Raw genomic sequence first — 12,148 nt, forward strand, 5'->3', positions numbered from 1 at the left:
CCACTGCGCTGCAGCGCTCGGAGGCGGCACCGAAGCGAGTGCGACACGCCCGGGTTTGCGCAAGTGAAATCAGGCATGGCAGAATAGACAGGTTCGACATTTCGGCTGTGCCTCGCGTGCGCCGGATCACCATCATGGCAGTGCATAGGCGGCGTCCTCTCTCACGAGAACGATGCAGGGATCTAGGCCGCGGGTGGCAGGACAACCCCGACACCTCCTCACGGAGGCTCTGCCGTGCGCGGCAGGCTCGGGATCCGCTTGTCGAGAGATCGGCGGGCTGACAGTAGAACAGTGGTGCAGCAGATCGACTCGCGAGTCGTTCGAGTGCCGAGGCGCGAACAGCGTCGACGTGCGTCCAATGCCCCAGGGTCACCCGGCCCAGGACGGTAAGACGCTTTATAGAGAGTGAACAGACAATGGCGGGACAGAAAATCCGCATTCGCCTGAAGTCGTATGACCACGAGGTCATCGACTCGTCGGCGCGCAAGATCGTCGACACCGTGACCCGTGCGGGCGCGACCGTCGTAGGCCCCGTGCCGCTTCCGACCGAGAAGAACGTCGTGTGCGTCATCCGGTCGCCGCACAAGTACAAGGACAGCCGCGAGCACTTCGAGATGCGCACCCACAAGCGTCTGATCGACATCGTCGACCCGACGCCCAAGGCTGTCGACTCGCTGATGCGTCTCGACCTTCCGGCTGACGTCAACATCGAGATCAAGCTCTGAGGATCGACATGGCTGACATCAACGCAAAGATTTCCAAGGGAATGCTGGGCACGAAGCTCGGCATGACCCAGGTGTGGAACGAGAGCGGCAAGCTCGTTCCCGTCACCGTCATCGAGCTGTCCCCGAACGTGGTCACCCAGCTCCGCACGCCTGAGAAGGACGGCTACAAGGCCGTTCAGATCGCGTACGGACAGATCGACCCGCGCAAGGTGAACAAGCCGCTCACCGCTCACTTCGAGGCTGCCGGCGTCACGCCGCGTCGCCACGTCACCGAGATCCGCACGGCGGACGCTGCTGACTACACGCTTGGTCAGGAGCTCACGGTCGACGGTGTCTTCGAGGCCGGCCAGCTGGTCGACGTCGTCGGCACGAGCAAGGGCAAGGGCACCGCGGGTGTCATGAAGCGCCACAACTTCAAGGGCGTTTCGGCATCCCACGGTTCGCACCGCAACCACCGCAAGCCCGGCTCGATCGGCGCATCGTCGACCCCGAGCCGCGTCTTCAAGGGCATGCGCATGGCCGGCCGTATGGGTGGCGAGCGCGTGACCGTCCTCAACCTCACGGTGCACGCCATCGACATCGAGAAGGGACTCATGCTCGTCAAGGGCGCCGTCCCCGGTGCTCGTGGCCGCATCGTTTACGTCCGCAACGCAGTGAAGGGGGCCTAGTCCATGGCTGACTCGACTCTCGCGCTCGACGTCCTCAACGCAGACGGCAAGAAGGCAGGCTCCATCGAGCTTCCCGCCGCGCTGTTCGACGTCAAGACGAATATCCCGCTCATCCACCAGGTCGTCGTCGCGCAGCGCGCGGCAGCACGCCAGGGCACCCACTCGACCAAGCGTCGCGGTGAGGTCTCCGGTGCCGGCCGCAAGCCCTTCAAGCAGAAGGGCACGGGTAACGCCCGTCAGGGCTCGATCCGCGCGCCGCACATGACCGGCGGTGGCGTCGTGCACGGCCCCAAGCCGCGCGACTACTCGCAGCGCACCCCCAAGAAGATGATCGCGGCCGCCCTGCTGGGCTCGCTGAGCGATCGTTTCCGCGGGAACCGCATCCACGCCATCGAGTCCTTCGGGATCGACGGTACGCCTTCGACCAAGACCGCCGTGAGCTTCCTCACGAACGTCGTGTCGTCGAAGAACGTGCTCGTCGTGATCGAGCGCGACGACGACGTGACGCTGAAGAGCATCCGCAACCTGTCGAACCTGCACGTGCTGACGTTCGACCAGCTCAACGCCTACGACGTGCTCGTCTCCGACGACATCGTCTTCACCCAGGCCGCACTCGAGGCGTTCATCGCCTCGAAGTCCGGTGCAACCAAGGAGGTCTCGGCATGAGCGAGCAGGCAACTGTCCTCCAGACGGCCCTGAACAAGGACCCGCGCGACATCATCCTGAAGCCGGTCGTGTCTGAGAAGAGCTACGGTCTGATCGATGAGGGTAAGTACACCTTCCTCGTCGACCCGCGCGCTACGAAGACCGAGATCAAGCTCGCCATCGAGAAGATCTTCGGCGTCAAGGTCGCATCGGTCAACACGATCAACCGGGTCGGCAAGGCCCGCCGCACCCGCTTCGGCACTGGCAAGCGCAAGGACACCAAGCGCGCCATCGTGTCCCTGAAGTCGGGCACCATCGACATCTTCACGGCCGTCGGCTGACCGGGGGATAAGGACTAATAATGGCTATTCGCAAGTACAAGCCCACGACCCCGGGCCGTCGCGGCTCGTCGGTGGCTGACTTCGCCGAGATCACTCGATCGACGCCGGAGAAGTCGCTGCTGCGCCCGCTCTCGAAGACCGGTGGTCGTAACAACCAGGGCCGCATCACGACCCGTCACATCGGTGGTGGCCACAAGCGCCAGTACCGTGTCATCGACTTCCGTCGCAATGACAAGGACGGCGTCAACGCCAAGGTCGCTCACATCGAGTACGACCCCAACCGCACGGCACGCATCGCGCTGCTGCACTACTTCGACGGCGAGAAGCGCTACATCGTGGCGCCGAACAAGCTGAAGCAGGGCGACATCGTCGAGTCGGGTCCCGGGGCTGACATCAAGCCGGGTAACAACCTCCCGCTGAAGAACATCCCCACGGGTACCGTCATCCACATGATCGAGCTCCGCCCCGGCGGCGGCGCGAAGATGGCACGTTCGGCCGGAGCATCCGTCCGTCTCGTCGCCAAGGACGGTCCCTACGCTCAGCTGCGTCTGCCCTCGGGCGAGATCCGCAACGTCGATGTGCGCTGCCGCGCCACCATCGGCGAGGTCGGCAACGCCGAGCAGTCGAACATCAACTGGGGTAAGGCCGGCCGTAAGCGCTGGCTGGGCGTCCGCCCGACCGTTCGTGGTGTTGCGATGAACCCTGTCGACCACCCGCACGGTGGTGGTGAGGGTAAGACCTCTGGTGGCCGTCACCCGGTCACCCCGTGGGGGCAGGCCGAAGGCCGTACCCGTCACGCCAACAAGGAAAGCGACAAGTACATCGTGCGTCGCCGTAACGCCGGCAAGAAGCGCAAGTAGGAGTAGAAGAAGATGCCACGCAGTCTTAAGAAGGGCCCCTTCGTCGACGAGCACCTGCTTCGCAAGGTTGTCGTCCAGAACGAGGCGGGTACGAAGAACGTCATCAAGACCTGGTCACGTCGTTCCATGATCATCCCGGCAATGCTGGGTCACACGATCGCGGTCCACGACGGTCGCAAGCACATTCCTGTGTTCGTGACGGAGACCATGGTCGGTCACAAACTGGGCGAGTTCTCGCCCACCCGCACCTTCCGCGGCCACGAGAAGGACGACAAGAAGGGCCGCCGCCGCTGACGCGGGGGCGATAGAGGAGAGAGAAATGGTGGAGTCCATCGCACGCGTGCGACACATCCGCGTGACCCCTCAGAAGGCTCGTCGTGTCGTCGCGCTCATCAAGGGCAAGCAGGCCCAGGAGGCTCTTGCGATCTTGAAGTTCGCAGCGCAGAGCGCCAGTGAGCCGATCTACAAGCTTGTCGCGTCGGCCATGGCCAACGCGCAGGTCAAGGCGGATCGTGACGGCGAATACCTCGACGAGCAGGACCTGTACGTGGCGAATGCCTACGTAGACGAGGGAGCGACGCTCAAGCGTTTCCGCCCCCGTGCACAGGGTCGCGCTTTCCAGATCAAGAAGCGCACGAGCCACATCACGGTCGTGCTCTCGACGCCGGAGGCTGCCAAGGCAGTTGACGGCGACAGCAACAAGAAGGCGAGCAAGTAATGGGACAGAAGGTAAACCCGTACGGCTTCCGTCTCGGTATCACCACTGACCACGTATCGCGTTGGTTCTCGGATTCGACGAAGAAGGGTCAGCGTTACGCCGACTACGTCGCCGAGGACATCAAGATCCGTCGTCTGCTGCAGACGCAGCTCGACCGCGCCGGCGTCTCGAACATCGAGATCGAGCGCACCCGTGACCGCGTCCGCGTCGACATTCACACCGCCCGTCCGGGCATCGTGATCGGTCGTCGTGGCGCCGAGGCCGAGCGCATCCGCGGCGACCTCGAGAAGCTCTCGGGCAAGCAGATCCAGCTGAACATCCTCGAGGTCAAGAACCCCGAGGCTGACGCTCAGCTCGTCGCGCAGGGTGTCGCCGAGCAGCTCTCTGCTCGTGTGGCGTTCCGTCGTGCGATGCGCAAGGGCATGCAGGGCGCGCAGCGCGCTGGTGCCAAGGGCATCCGCATCCAGGTCTCCGGCCGCCTCGGCGGCGCCGAGATGAGCCGTTCGGAGTTCTACCGCGAGGGTCGTGTGCCGCTGCACACGCTGCGCGCGAACATCGACTACGGCTTCTACGAGGCGAAGACCACCTTCGGCCGCATCGGCGTGAAGGTCTGGATCTACAAGGGCGATCTCACCAACAAGGAGCTCGCACGCGAGCAGGCCAACGCGCCGAAGTCCCGCGGTCGCGATGACCGTGGTGGCGACCGTCGCCGCGGACCTCGCAACGAGGCCCCCGTCGCAGAAGGAGCGTCTGCCTGATGCTTATTCCCCGCAAGGTCAAGTACCGCAAGCAGCATCACCCCAAGCGTGATGGCCAGGCCACCGGTGGCACGAAGGTCTCCTTCGGCGACTTCGGCATCCAGGCACTCACGCCCGCTTATGTGACGAACCGTCAGATCGAGTCCGCTCGTATCGCGATGACCCGTCACATCAAGCGTGGTGGCAAGGTGTGGATCAACATCTACCCCGACCGTCCGCTCACGAAGAAGCCGGCCGAAACCCGCATGGGTTCCGGTAAGGGTTCCCCCGAGTGGTGGGTCGCAAACGTCAAGCCGGGTCGCGTCCTCTTCGAGGTCGCAGGCGTCAACGAGGAACTCGCCCGCGAGGCCCTCACCCGTGCAATTCACAAGCTGCCGCTCAAGGCACGCATCATCAAGCGCGAGGAGGGCGACGCGTAATGGCGATCGGCACCAAGGAGCTCGCTCCGGCAGAGCTCGACACGTTCGAAGACCAGCGCCTCGTTGAGGAGCTGCGTAAGGCCAAGGAGGAGCTGTTCAACCTCCGTTTCCAGTCGGCCACCGGCCAGTTGGAGAGCCACGGCCGCATCCGCGCCGTCAAGCGCGACATCGCGCGCCTCTACACCGTGATCCGCGAACGCGAGCTGGGCATCCGTGCGACGCCCGCTCCGGTCGAGGCTCCGGTCAAGAAGGCGACCAAGTCGAAGGCGAAGAAGGCGGACTCCGCCGACGACGCCGTGAAGGAAGAGGCTGAGTGATGGCCACCGAGAAGAAGGTCGCGGAGAAGCCCGCGACGAAGAAGGCAGAGGCCGTCGTCGAGCATGCAGCTCACGATGTGCGTGACGCCGAAGCGCGTGGGTACCGCAAGTCCCGCCGCGGCTACGTCGTCAGCGACAAGATGGACAAGACCATCGTCGTCGAGGTCGAAGACCGCGTGAAGCACCCGCTGTACGGCAAGGTCATCCGCCGCACCTCCAAGGTCAAGGCGCACGATGAGACGAACTCCGCCGGCATCGGCGACCTCGTCCTCATCAACGAGACCCGGCCGCTGAGCGCCACCAAGAACTGGCGTCTGGTGGAGATTCTGGAGAAGGCCAAGTGATTCAGCAGGAGTCCCGCCTCAAGGTCGCCGACAACACCGGCGCCAAGGAACTGCTCACCATCCGCGTTCTCGGTGGCTCGCGCCGCCGCTACGCAGGTCTCGGTGACACGATCGTCGCCACCGTCAAGGACGCGATCCCCGGTGGCAACGTGAAGAAGGGTGACGTCGTCAAGGCGGTCATCGTTCGCACCAAGAAGGAGGTCCGTCGTCCCGACGGCTCCTACATCAAGTTCGACGAGAACGCCGCCGTCATCCTGAAGAACGACGGGGAGCCCCGCGGCACCCGCATCTTCGGACCGGTCGGCCGTGAGCTTCGCGACAAGAAGTTCATGAAGATCGTCTCGCTCGCGCCGGAGGTTATCTGATCATGGCGAACATCAAGAAGGGTGACCTGGTTCAGGTCATCACGGGCGCCAAGCCCGAGCGCGGCGGCGACCGCGGCAAGCAGGGCAAGGTCCTCGAGATCCTGTCCGGGCAGAACCGCGTCATCGTCGAGGGTGTGAACTACGTCACCAAGCACACGCGTGTCGGTCAGACGCAGCGCGGCACCAAGACGGGCGGCGTCGAGACTGTCGAGGCACCCATCCACATTTCCAACGTCGCTGTCGTCGACCCCTCCACCAAGAAGCCGACTCGTGTCGGCCACCGGGTCGAGGAGCAGGTCAAGGACGGCGTGAAGCGCAACGTTCGCGTTCGCTTCGCGAAGAAGTCAGGTAAGGACCTCTGATGAGCACCGACACTGCCGCGCCGGCTGGCAAGATCCAGCCGCGCCTGAAGCAGAAGTACAAGGCCGAGATCCAGCAGAAGCTGCAGGAAGAATTCGGCTACAGCAACGTGATGCAGATCCCCGGTCTGGTCAAGGTCGTCGTCAACACCGGTGTCGGTGAGGCAGCTCGCGACAGCAAGGTGATCGATGGTGCGGTCGACGACCTCACCAAGATCACCGGCCAGAAGCCGATCGTCACGAAGGCCCGGAAGTCCATCGCGCAGTTCAAGCTGCGCGAGGGCCAGGCCATCGGCGCGCACGTCACCCTCCGTGGTGACCGCGCGTGGGAGTTCCTGGACCGTCTGGTCACGCTGGCGCTTCCCCGTATCCGCGACTTCCGTGGCCTCTCGGCCAAGCAGTTCGACGGCAACGGCAACTACACCTTCGGTCTCCAGGAGCAGAGCGTGTTCCACGAGATCGATCAGGACAAGATCGACCGCGTACGCGGCTTCGACATCACCGTGGTCACCACGGCGAAGACGGATGACGAGGGTCGGGCTCTGCTCCGTCACATCGGATTCCCCTTCAAGACCGACGACGCGCAGGCGTAACCCTTCGACAGGCTCAGGGACCTCACCGGTCACTGAGCCTGTCGTTCGGTCACTGAACATGTCGAAGTGGCCGTACAATTGAAGATTGCGTGCTCATCGCAGGCCGGCTGTCGTGTAACGGCAGTCGGAACCTCATGAACAAAGGAAAACAACAATGACAATGACAGACCCGGTCGCAGACATGCTGACCCGTCTGCGCAACGCGAACTCGGCACACCACGATTCCGTGACGCTGCCGTCGAGCAAGCTGAAGACGCACATCGCCGCGATCCTCCTTCAGGAGGGATACATCGCCAGCTGGGAGACCTCTGAGGCTCGTGTCGGGCAGAGCCTGACCCTGCAGCTGAAGTACGGCCCCAACCGTGAGCGTTCGATCGCGGGCATCAAGCGCGTGTCGAAGCCCGGCCTCCGCGTCTACGCGAAGTCGACGGAACTCCCCAAGGTCCTCGGCGGCCTCGGCGTGGCCATCCTGTCCACCTCCTCCGGTCTCCTCACTGACCGTCAGGCAGAGCAGAAGGGCGTGGGCGGAGAAGTTCTCGCCTACGTGTGGTAATTCATCATGTCGCGTATTGGACGACTTCCCATCGAGGTTCCCGCGGGCGTGACCGTTTCGGTCGACGGCCGTGAGATCGCGGTGAAGGGCCCCAAGGGTGAGCTCACCCTGACGGTCGCCAACCCCATCGAGGTCGCGGTCGAGGAGGGCCAGGTTCTGGTCACCCGTCCCGACGACGAGCGTGAGTCCCGGTCGCTGCACGGCCTGACCCGCACGCTCATCAACAACAACATCATCGGCGTGACCCAGGGTTACACCAAGGGTCTTGAGGTTGTCGGTACCGGTTACCGCGTGGCGCAGAAGGGCAGCTCGGTCGAGTTCGCCCTCGGCTTCTCGCACCCGGTCCTGATCGACCCGCCCGCCGGGATCACCCTCACGGTCGAAGGCACCAACAAGGTCACCGTGAGTGGCATCGACAAGCAGGCTGTCGGCGAGGCAGCTGCGAACATCCGCAAGATCCGCAAGCCCGAGCCGTACAAGGGCAAGGGTGTGCGCTACGCCGGCGAGATCGTGCGTCGCAAGGCCGGAAAGAGTGGTAAGTAACCATGGCTCTCAAGTCAAAGTCTGACGCCCGCGCGCGTCGTCACGCCCGCCTTCGCAAGAAGGTCGTCGGCACCGAGGCGCGTCCGCGTCTCGTCGTCAACCGCTCGGCTCGCCACGTCTTCGTGCAGCTCGTCGACGACAGCAAGGGTCACACCGTGGCGTCGGCATCGACGCTCGAGACCGACCTGCGCTCGCTCGAGGGTGACAAGACCGCCAAGGCCCGCAAGGTCGGCGAGCTTCTCGCCGAGCGTGCGAAGGCTGCCGGCGTTTCCGAGGCGGTGTTCGACCGTGGTGGCAACCGCTACGCAGGTCGTGTCGCTGCCATCGCCGATGGCGCCCGTGAAGGGGGGCTGGCACTGTGAGTGACAACAAGGAGAACGAAGTGACCGAAACGGCTGCTGCCGCTCCCGAGACGGCTGCTGTCGTCTCCGAGACGGCTGCCGGCACGACGCAGGCGGAGCCCGCTCGCGAAGGTCGCCGTGGCGGCGGTCGTGGCGAGCGCAACCAGGGCGGTCGTGACCGCAACTCGCGTGACCGCGGCGACAACCAGTTCCTGGAGCGTGTCGTCACGATCAACCGCGTCTCGAAGGTCGTCAAGGGTGGTCGTCGCTTCAGCTTCACCGCTCTCGTCGTCGTCGGTGACGGCAACGGTCTGGTCGGCGTCGGCTACGGCAAGGCCCGCGAGGTCCCTCTGGCGATCTCGAAGGGTGTCGAAGAGGCCAAGCGCAACTTCTTCCGCGTTCCGCGCGTCGGCAGCACCATCCCGCACCCCGTGCAGGGTGAGGCCGCTGCTGGTGTGGTGCTCCTGCGCCCCGCCTCGGGTGGTACCGGTGTTATCGCCGGTGGCCCCGTTCGCGCCGTCCTCGAGTGCGCCGGTATCCACGACGTGCTCTCGAAGTCGCTCGGTTCGTCGAACACGATCAACATCGTGCACGCGACGGTCGCGGCCCTGAAGCAGCTCGAGGAGCCCCGTGCGGTCGCCGCACGTCGTGGCCTCGAGTTCGACCAGGTCGCCCCGGCGCGTCTTGTCCGCGCGGAGGCCGAGGCCATCGCCGCACAGAAGGTAGGTGCCTGATGGCCGCCCGGCTGAAGGTCACACAGATCAAGTCCAAGGTGAGCGAGAAGCAGAACCAGCGTGACACGCTGCGCAGCCTCGGTCTTAAGCGCATCGGTGACAGCACCGTTCGCCCCGACGACGCGCAGAATCGCGGATACGTCAAGACCGTCGCACACCTCGTCAAGGTTGAGGAGATCGACTAATGGCTGAGAAGAACGACGCCGTCGAGGCCGAGAAGGCCCCGAAGAAGGCTGCCGCTCCCAAGGCTGCTGCTGAGAAGAAGCCCGCGGCTAAGAAGCCTGCAGCGAAGAAGGCGCCGGCTACGTCCGCTGCCGCCGACGCTGCGGCTGACAAGCCCGCAGCGAAGAAGCCCGCCGCCAAGAAGGCAACGCCGGCGAAGGATGCTCCGGCATCCCGCCCCGGCGTGCTGAAGGTGCACCACCTGCGTCCGGTCCCCGGATCCAACACCGCGAAGACCCGTGTCGGTCGCGGTGAGGGCTCCAAGGGCAAGACCGCCGGTCGCGGCACGAAGGGCACCAAGGCCCGCAACACCGTGCGCGTCGGATTCGAGGGTGGGCAGATGCCGCTGCACATGCGCACCCCGAAGCTGCGCGGCTTCAAGAACCCGTTCCGCGTCGAGTACCAGGTCGTGAACCTGGAGAAGCTCGCGGAACTGTACCCCAAGGGTGGCGACGTCACCATCAGCGACCTGGTCGCCAAGGGTGCTGTTCGCAAGAACGAGAAGGTCAAGGTTCTCGGAGACGGCGACATCGCCGTCAAGCTCACCGTCACGGTCGACAAGGTCTCGGGTTCTGCCGAGCAGAAGATCGTGGCTGCGGGCGGATCCGTCAAGTAGCCAGTGCACAAGAGGGGTCGGAGAATTCTCCGGCCCCTCTTGTGGGTTACCCTGGTCTTTCAGCCGCCCTGCAGGGGCGGCAACCTTTTCAGGAGGAACGCCCTTGTTTAGCGCTATCGCGCGGATCTTCCGCACGCCCGACTTGCGACGGAAGATCGGTTTCACACTGGCGATCATCGCCATCTACCGATTCGGCTCCAACGTCCCGGCCCCGTTCGTGCACTTCCCCAACGTTGAGGAGTGCCTCGCCGAGAACGCCGGCGCCGATGGACTGCTCGGGCTCGTCAACCTCTTCTCGGGTGGCGCGCTGCTGCAGCTCTCGATCTTCGCGCTGGGCGTCATGCCCTACATCACGGCGACGATCATCACGCAGCTCCTGCGCGTGGTCATTCCACACTTCGAAGCGCTGCACAAAGAGGGCCAGGCCGGTCAGGGCAAGCTGACCCAGTACACCCGCTACCTCACGATCGCGCTCGCGCTGCTCCAGTCGACGACGCTGATCACCGTGGCACGCAGCGGCCAGCTCTTCGGTAACACCGACATCGCGGCGTGCCAGAACCTGCTCACGAACGACGTGTGGTGGGCGCAGCTGCTCATCATCATGACGATGACCGCCGGAACCGGCCTCATCATGTGGTTCGCCGAGCTCGTCACCGAGCGCGGCATCGGCAACGGCATGTCCCTGCTGATCTTCACCTCGATCGCAGCGACGTTCCCGTCCGCGATGTGGCTGATCTGGGAGTCGCGTGGCTTCGAGGTCTTCCTCCTCGTCCTCGCCGTCGGCATCGTCGTGATGGGTCTCGTGGTCTTCGTCGAGCAGTCGCAGCGCCGCATCCCGGTGCAGTACGCCAAGCGCATGGTCGGACGCCGCACCTACGGCGGCACGAACACGTACATCCCGATCAAGGTGAACATGGCGGGCGTGATCCCCGTGATCTTCGCCTCCTCGCTGCTGTACATCCCGATGCTGGTCGCGCAGTTCAACACCCCGCAGGACGGCTCAGCGCCGCCGGCCTGGGTGACCTGGATCTCGACGCACTTCGCCACGGGCGACCAGCCGTTCTACATGGCTGTCTACTTCCTGCTGATCATCGGCTTCACCTACTTCTACGTGGCGATCACGTTCAACCCGGTCGAGGTCGCGGACAACATGAAGAAGTACGGCGGCTTCATCCCGGGCATCCGCGCCGGACGTCCGACCGCCGAGTACCTCGACTACGTGCTCACCCGCATCACGCTGCCTGGCTCCCTCTACCTGGGTCTCATCGCTCTGATCCCGCTCGTGGCCCTGGCCACGGTGGGCGCCAACCAGAACTTCCCGTTCGGCGGCGCATCGATCCTCATCATCGTCGGTGTGGGTCTCGAGACGGTCAAGCAGATCGACGCGCAGCTGCAGCAGCGACACTACGAAGGGCTCCTCCGATGACAGCATCCGCTCGTCTCCTCATCGTCGGCCCGCAGGGTTCCGGCAAGGGCACGCAGGGCGTGCGCATCGCCGAGTCCTACGGAATCCCGGTCGTATCCACCGGCGACATCTTCCGGGCGAACATCAAGGCGGGAACGCCCCTCGGCCAGCAGGTCACGGCCATCCTCGACAAGGGCGACCTCGTCCCGGACGAGCTGACGAGCGAGATCGTCCGTGACCGTCTTTCGCAGGACGATGCTGCGCACGGATTCCTCCTCGACGGCTACCCGCGCAATACGGCGCAGGTGGCGCACCTGGATGCATTCCTGAGCGACCGCGGCGAGTCCCTCGACGCAGTCATTCTGCTGGATGTTCCGCGTGACGAGAGCATGGAGCGCCTGCGGCTGCGGGCGAGCGAGCAGGGGCGTTCGGATGACACGGAAGATGCGATCGCGCATCGTCTGGACATCTACGAGCGCGAGACTGCTCCGATCCTCGAGGCGTACGGCGACAAGAACATCGTCGACCGCATCGATGGTGTCGGCTCGCTCGACGAGATCACCGAGCGCATCGTCGCCGCGCTGGACGCGCGCGGCCTGCGCGTCGCGGTCTGAGCCGACGC

22 protein-coding genes are annotated in these 12,148 nt (G+C 64.6%); all 22 read left to right on the forward strand.

The genetic code is table 11. The features are described from left to right. Positions 1 to 416: 416 nt before the first annotated feature. The 22 genes from rpsJ (at position 417) to LTA6_RS10870 (ending at position 12,140) form a co-directional block, all read left to right on the forward strand. Positions 417 to 725 (forward strand): 30S ribosomal protein S10, encoded by a 309-nt coding sequence (gene rpsJ / locus LTA6_RS10765; protein WP_030147986.1) that lies wholly within the window; start codon positions 417 to 419, stop codon positions 723 to 725. A gap of 8 nt (positions 726 to 733) precedes the next feature. Beyond that, complete coding sequence (rplC, locus tag LTA6_RS10770) at positions 734 to 1,393, forward strand: 50S ribosomal protein L3 (protein ID WP_341973755.1); 660 nt, start codon at positions 734 to 736, stop codon at positions 1,391 to 1,393. A gap of 3 nt (positions 1,394 to 1,396) precedes the next feature. Then, positions 1,397 to 2,059, forward strand: coding sequence for a 50S ribosomal protein L4 (rplD, locus tag LTA6_RS10775; protein ID WP_341973756.1), 663 nt, complete (start codon positions 1,397 to 1,399; stop codon positions 2,057 to 2,059). Continuing rightward, entirely contained in the window at positions 2,056 to 2,379 is a 324-nt protein-coding gene (gene rplW, locus LTA6_RS10780; protein WP_102191658.1) for a 50S ribosomal protein L23, read from the forward strand. The genes rplD and rplW overlap by 4 nt, the downstream gene beginning before the upstream one ends. Before the next feature lie 20 nt (positions 2,380 to 2,399). Then, positions 2,400 to 3,239, forward strand: coding sequence for a 50S ribosomal protein L2 (rplB, locus tag LTA6_RS10785; RefSeq protein WP_341973757.1), 840 nt, complete (start codon positions 2,400 to 2,402; stop codon positions 3,237 to 3,239). Positions 3,240 to 3,251: 12 nt separating this feature from the next. After that, a complete protein-coding gene (rpsS, locus tag LTA6_RS10790) occupies positions 3,252 to 3,533 on the forward strand; it encodes a 30S ribosomal protein S19 (RefSeq protein WP_102191660.1) in 282 nt (93 codons plus the stop codon). Between the two features lie 25 nt (positions 3,534 to 3,558). Further along, on the forward strand, positions 3,559 to 3,957 hold the full coding sequence (rplV, locus tag LTA6_RS10795; RefSeq protein WP_341973758.1) for a 50S ribosomal protein L22: 399 nt from the start codon (positions 3,559 to 3,561) through the stop codon (positions 3,955 to 3,957). Next, the gene (rpsC, locus tag LTA6_RS10800; protein WP_102191662.1) at positions 3,957 to 4,715 is read left to right on the forward strand and encodes a 30S ribosomal protein S3; all 759 of its coding nucleotides are present in this window, start codon (positions 3,957 to 3,959) and stop codon (positions 4,713 to 4,715) included. Before rplV ends, rpsC begins: the two co-directional genes overlap by 1 nt. Then, positions 4,715 to 5,134, forward strand: coding sequence for a 50S ribosomal protein L16 (gene rplP, locus LTA6_RS10805; protein WP_053097481.1), 420 nt, complete (start codon positions 4,715 to 4,717; stop codon positions 5,132 to 5,134). The genes rpsC and rplP overlap by 1 nt, the downstream gene beginning before the upstream one ends. After that, positions 5,134 to 5,451, forward strand: a complete 318-nt coding sequence (gene rpmC, locus LTA6_RS10810) for a 50S ribosomal protein L29 (protein WP_270409973.1) — start codon at positions 5,134 to 5,136, stop codon at positions 5,449 to 5,451. The genes rplP and rpmC overlap by 1 nt, the downstream gene beginning before the upstream one ends. Beyond that, positions 5,451 to 5,795, forward strand: coding sequence for a 30S ribosomal protein S17 (rpsQ, locus tag LTA6_RS10815; RefSeq protein WP_341973759.1), 345 nt, complete (start codon positions 5,451 to 5,453; stop codon positions 5,793 to 5,795). Before rpmC ends, rpsQ begins: the two co-directional genes overlap by 1 nt. Next, positions 5,792 to 6,160, forward strand: coding sequence for a 50S ribosomal protein L14 (gene rplN / locus LTA6_RS10820; protein WP_102191664.1), 369 nt, complete (start codon positions 5,792 to 5,794; stop codon positions 6,158 to 6,160). The genes rpsQ and rplN overlap by 4 nt, the downstream gene beginning before the upstream one ends. A 2-nt stretch (positions 6,161 to 6,162) precedes the next feature. Further along, positions 6,163 to 6,522 carry a 50S ribosomal protein L24 gene (rplX, locus tag LTA6_RS10825; RefSeq protein WP_102191665.1) on the forward strand — a complete coding sequence of 120 codons (360 nt, stop codon included), beginning with the start codon at positions 6,163 to 6,165 and terminating at the stop codon, positions 6,520 to 6,522. Continuing rightward, a complete protein-coding gene (gene rplE, locus LTA6_RS10830) occupies positions 6,522 to 7,112 on the forward strand; it encodes a 50S ribosomal protein L5 (protein WP_341973760.1) in 591 nt (196 codons plus the stop codon). Before rplX ends, rplE begins: the two co-directional genes overlap by 1 nt. A gap of 154 nt (positions 7,113 to 7,266) precedes the next feature. After that, a complete protein-coding gene (gene rpsH, locus LTA6_RS10835; protein ID WP_341973761.1) occupies positions 7,267 to 7,665 on the forward strand; it encodes a 30S ribosomal protein S8 in 399 nt (132 codons plus the stop codon). A 6-nt stretch (positions 7,666 to 7,671) separates the two neighbouring features. Next, positions 7,672 to 8,208, forward strand: coding sequence for a 50S ribosomal protein L6 (gene rplF / locus LTA6_RS10840; RefSeq protein ID WP_341973762.1), 537 nt, complete (start codon positions 7,672 to 7,674; stop codon positions 8,206 to 8,208). Between the two features lie 2 nt (positions 8,209 to 8,210). Next, complete coding sequence (rplR, locus tag LTA6_RS10845; RefSeq protein WP_017201578.1) at positions 8,211 to 8,570, forward strand: 50S ribosomal protein L18; 360 nt, start codon at positions 8,211 to 8,213, stop codon at positions 8,568 to 8,570. Further along, positions 8,567 to 9,283, forward strand: a complete 717-nt coding sequence (gene rpsE / locus LTA6_RS10850) for a 30S ribosomal protein S5 (RefSeq protein WP_341973763.1) — start codon at positions 8,567 to 8,569, stop codon at positions 9,281 to 9,283. The genes rplR and rpsE overlap by 4 nt, the downstream gene beginning before the upstream one ends. Next, complete coding sequence (gene rpmD / locus LTA6_RS10855) at positions 9,283 to 9,468, forward strand: 50S ribosomal protein L30 (protein ID WP_102191670.1); 186 nt, start codon at positions 9,283 to 9,285, stop codon at positions 9,466 to 9,468. Before rpsE ends, rpmD begins: the two co-directional genes overlap by 1 nt. Beyond that, on the forward strand, positions 9,468 to 10,121 hold the full coding sequence (gene rplO / locus LTA6_RS10860) for a 50S ribosomal protein L15 (protein ID WP_341973764.1): 654 nt from the start codon (positions 9,468 to 9,470) through the stop codon (positions 10,119 to 10,121). Before rpmD ends, rplO begins: the two co-directional genes overlap by 1 nt. Before the next feature lie 103 nt (positions 10,122 to 10,224). After that, positions 10,225 to 11,547 (forward strand): preprotein translocase subunit SecY, encoded by a 1,323-nt coding sequence (secY, locus tag LTA6_RS10865; RefSeq protein ID WP_341973765.1) that lies wholly within the window; start codon positions 10,225 to 10,227, stop codon positions 11,545 to 11,547. Continuing rightward, a complete protein-coding gene (locus tag LTA6_RS10870) occupies positions 11,544 to 12,140 on the forward strand; it encodes an adenylate kinase (RefSeq protein ID WP_363548503.1) in 597 nt (198 codons plus the stop codon). The genes secY and LTA6_RS10870 overlap by 4 nt, the downstream gene beginning before the upstream one ends. Positions 12,141 to 12,148: the final 8 nt, after the last annotated feature.

Origin of the sequence: Microbacterium sp. LTA6, from assembly GCF_045690355.1 — a bacterium.
Taxonomy (GTDB): domain Bacteria; phylum Actinomycetota; class Actinomycetes; order Actinomycetales; family Microbacteriaceae; genus Microbacterium.

Bases quoted from the DNA above. Each gene is read 5' to 3' on its own strand.
- rpsJ (WP_030147986.1), top strand. From the start codon at position 417: ATGGCGGGACAGAAAATCCGCATTCGCCTGAAGTCGTATGACCACGAG.
- rplC (WP_341973755.1), top strand. From the start codon at position 734: ATGGCTGACATCAACGCAAAGATTTCCAAGGGAATGCTGGGCACGAAG.
- rplD (WP_341973756.1), top strand. From the start codon at position 1,397: ATGGCTGACTCGACTCTCGCGCTCGACGTCCTCAACGCAGACGGCAAG.
- rplW (WP_102191658.1), top strand. From the start codon at position 2,056: ATGAGCGAGCAGGCAACTGTCCTCCAGACGGCCCTGAACAAGGACCCG.
- rplB (WP_341973757.1), top strand. From the start codon at position 2,400: ATGGCTATTCGCAAGTACAAGCCCACGACCCCGGGCCGTCGCGGCTCG.
- rpsS (WP_102191660.1), top strand. From the start codon at position 3,252: ATGCCACGCAGTCTTAAGAAGGGCCCCTTCGTCGACGAGCACCTGCTT.
- rplV (WP_341973758.1), top strand. From the start codon at position 3,559: ATGGTGGAGTCCATCGCACGCGTGCGACACATCCGCGTGACCCCTCAG.
- rpsC (WP_102191662.1), top strand. From the start codon at position 3,957: ATGGGACAGAAGGTAAACCCGTACGGCTTCCGTCTCGGTATCACCACT.
- rplP (WP_053097481.1), top strand. From the start codon at position 4,715: ATGCTTATTCCCCGCAAGGTCAAGTACCGCAAGCAGCATCACCCCAAG.
- rpmC (WP_270409973.1), top strand. From the start codon at position 5,134: ATGGCGATCGGCACCAAGGAGCTCGCTCCGGCAGAGCTCGACACGTTC.
- rpsQ (WP_341973759.1), top strand. From the start codon at position 5,451: ATGGCCACCGAGAAGAAGGTCGCGGAGAAGCCCGCGACGAAGAAGGCA.
- rplX (WP_102191665.1), top strand. From the start codon at position 6,163: ATGGCGAACATCAAGAAGGGTGACCTGGTTCAGGTCATCACGGGCGCC.
- rplE (WP_341973760.1), top strand. From the start codon at position 6,522: ATGAGCACCGACACTGCCGCGCCGGCTGGCAAGATCCAGCCGCGCCTG.
- rpsH (WP_341973761.1), top strand. From the start codon at position 7,267: ATGACAATGACAGACCCGGTCGCAGACATGCTGACCCGTCTGCGCAAC.
- rplF (WP_341973762.1), top strand. From the start codon at position 7,672: ATGTCGCGTATTGGACGACTTCCCATCGAGGTTCCCGCGGGCGTGACC.
- rplR (WP_017201578.1), top strand. From the start codon at position 8,211: ATGGCTCTCAAGTCAAAGTCTGACGCCCGCGCGCGTCGTCACGCCCGC.
- rpmD (WP_102191670.1), top strand. From the start codon at position 9,283: ATGGCCGCCCGGCTGAAGGTCACACAGATCAAGTCCAAGGTGAGCGAG.
- rplO (WP_341973764.1), top strand. From the start codon at position 9,468: ATGGCTGAGAAGAACGACGCCGTCGAGGCCGAGAAGGCCCCGAAGAAG.
- LTA6_RS10870 (WP_363548503.1), top strand. From the start codon at position 11,544: ATGACAGCATCCGCTCGTCTCCTCATCGTCGGCCCGCAGGGTTCCGGC.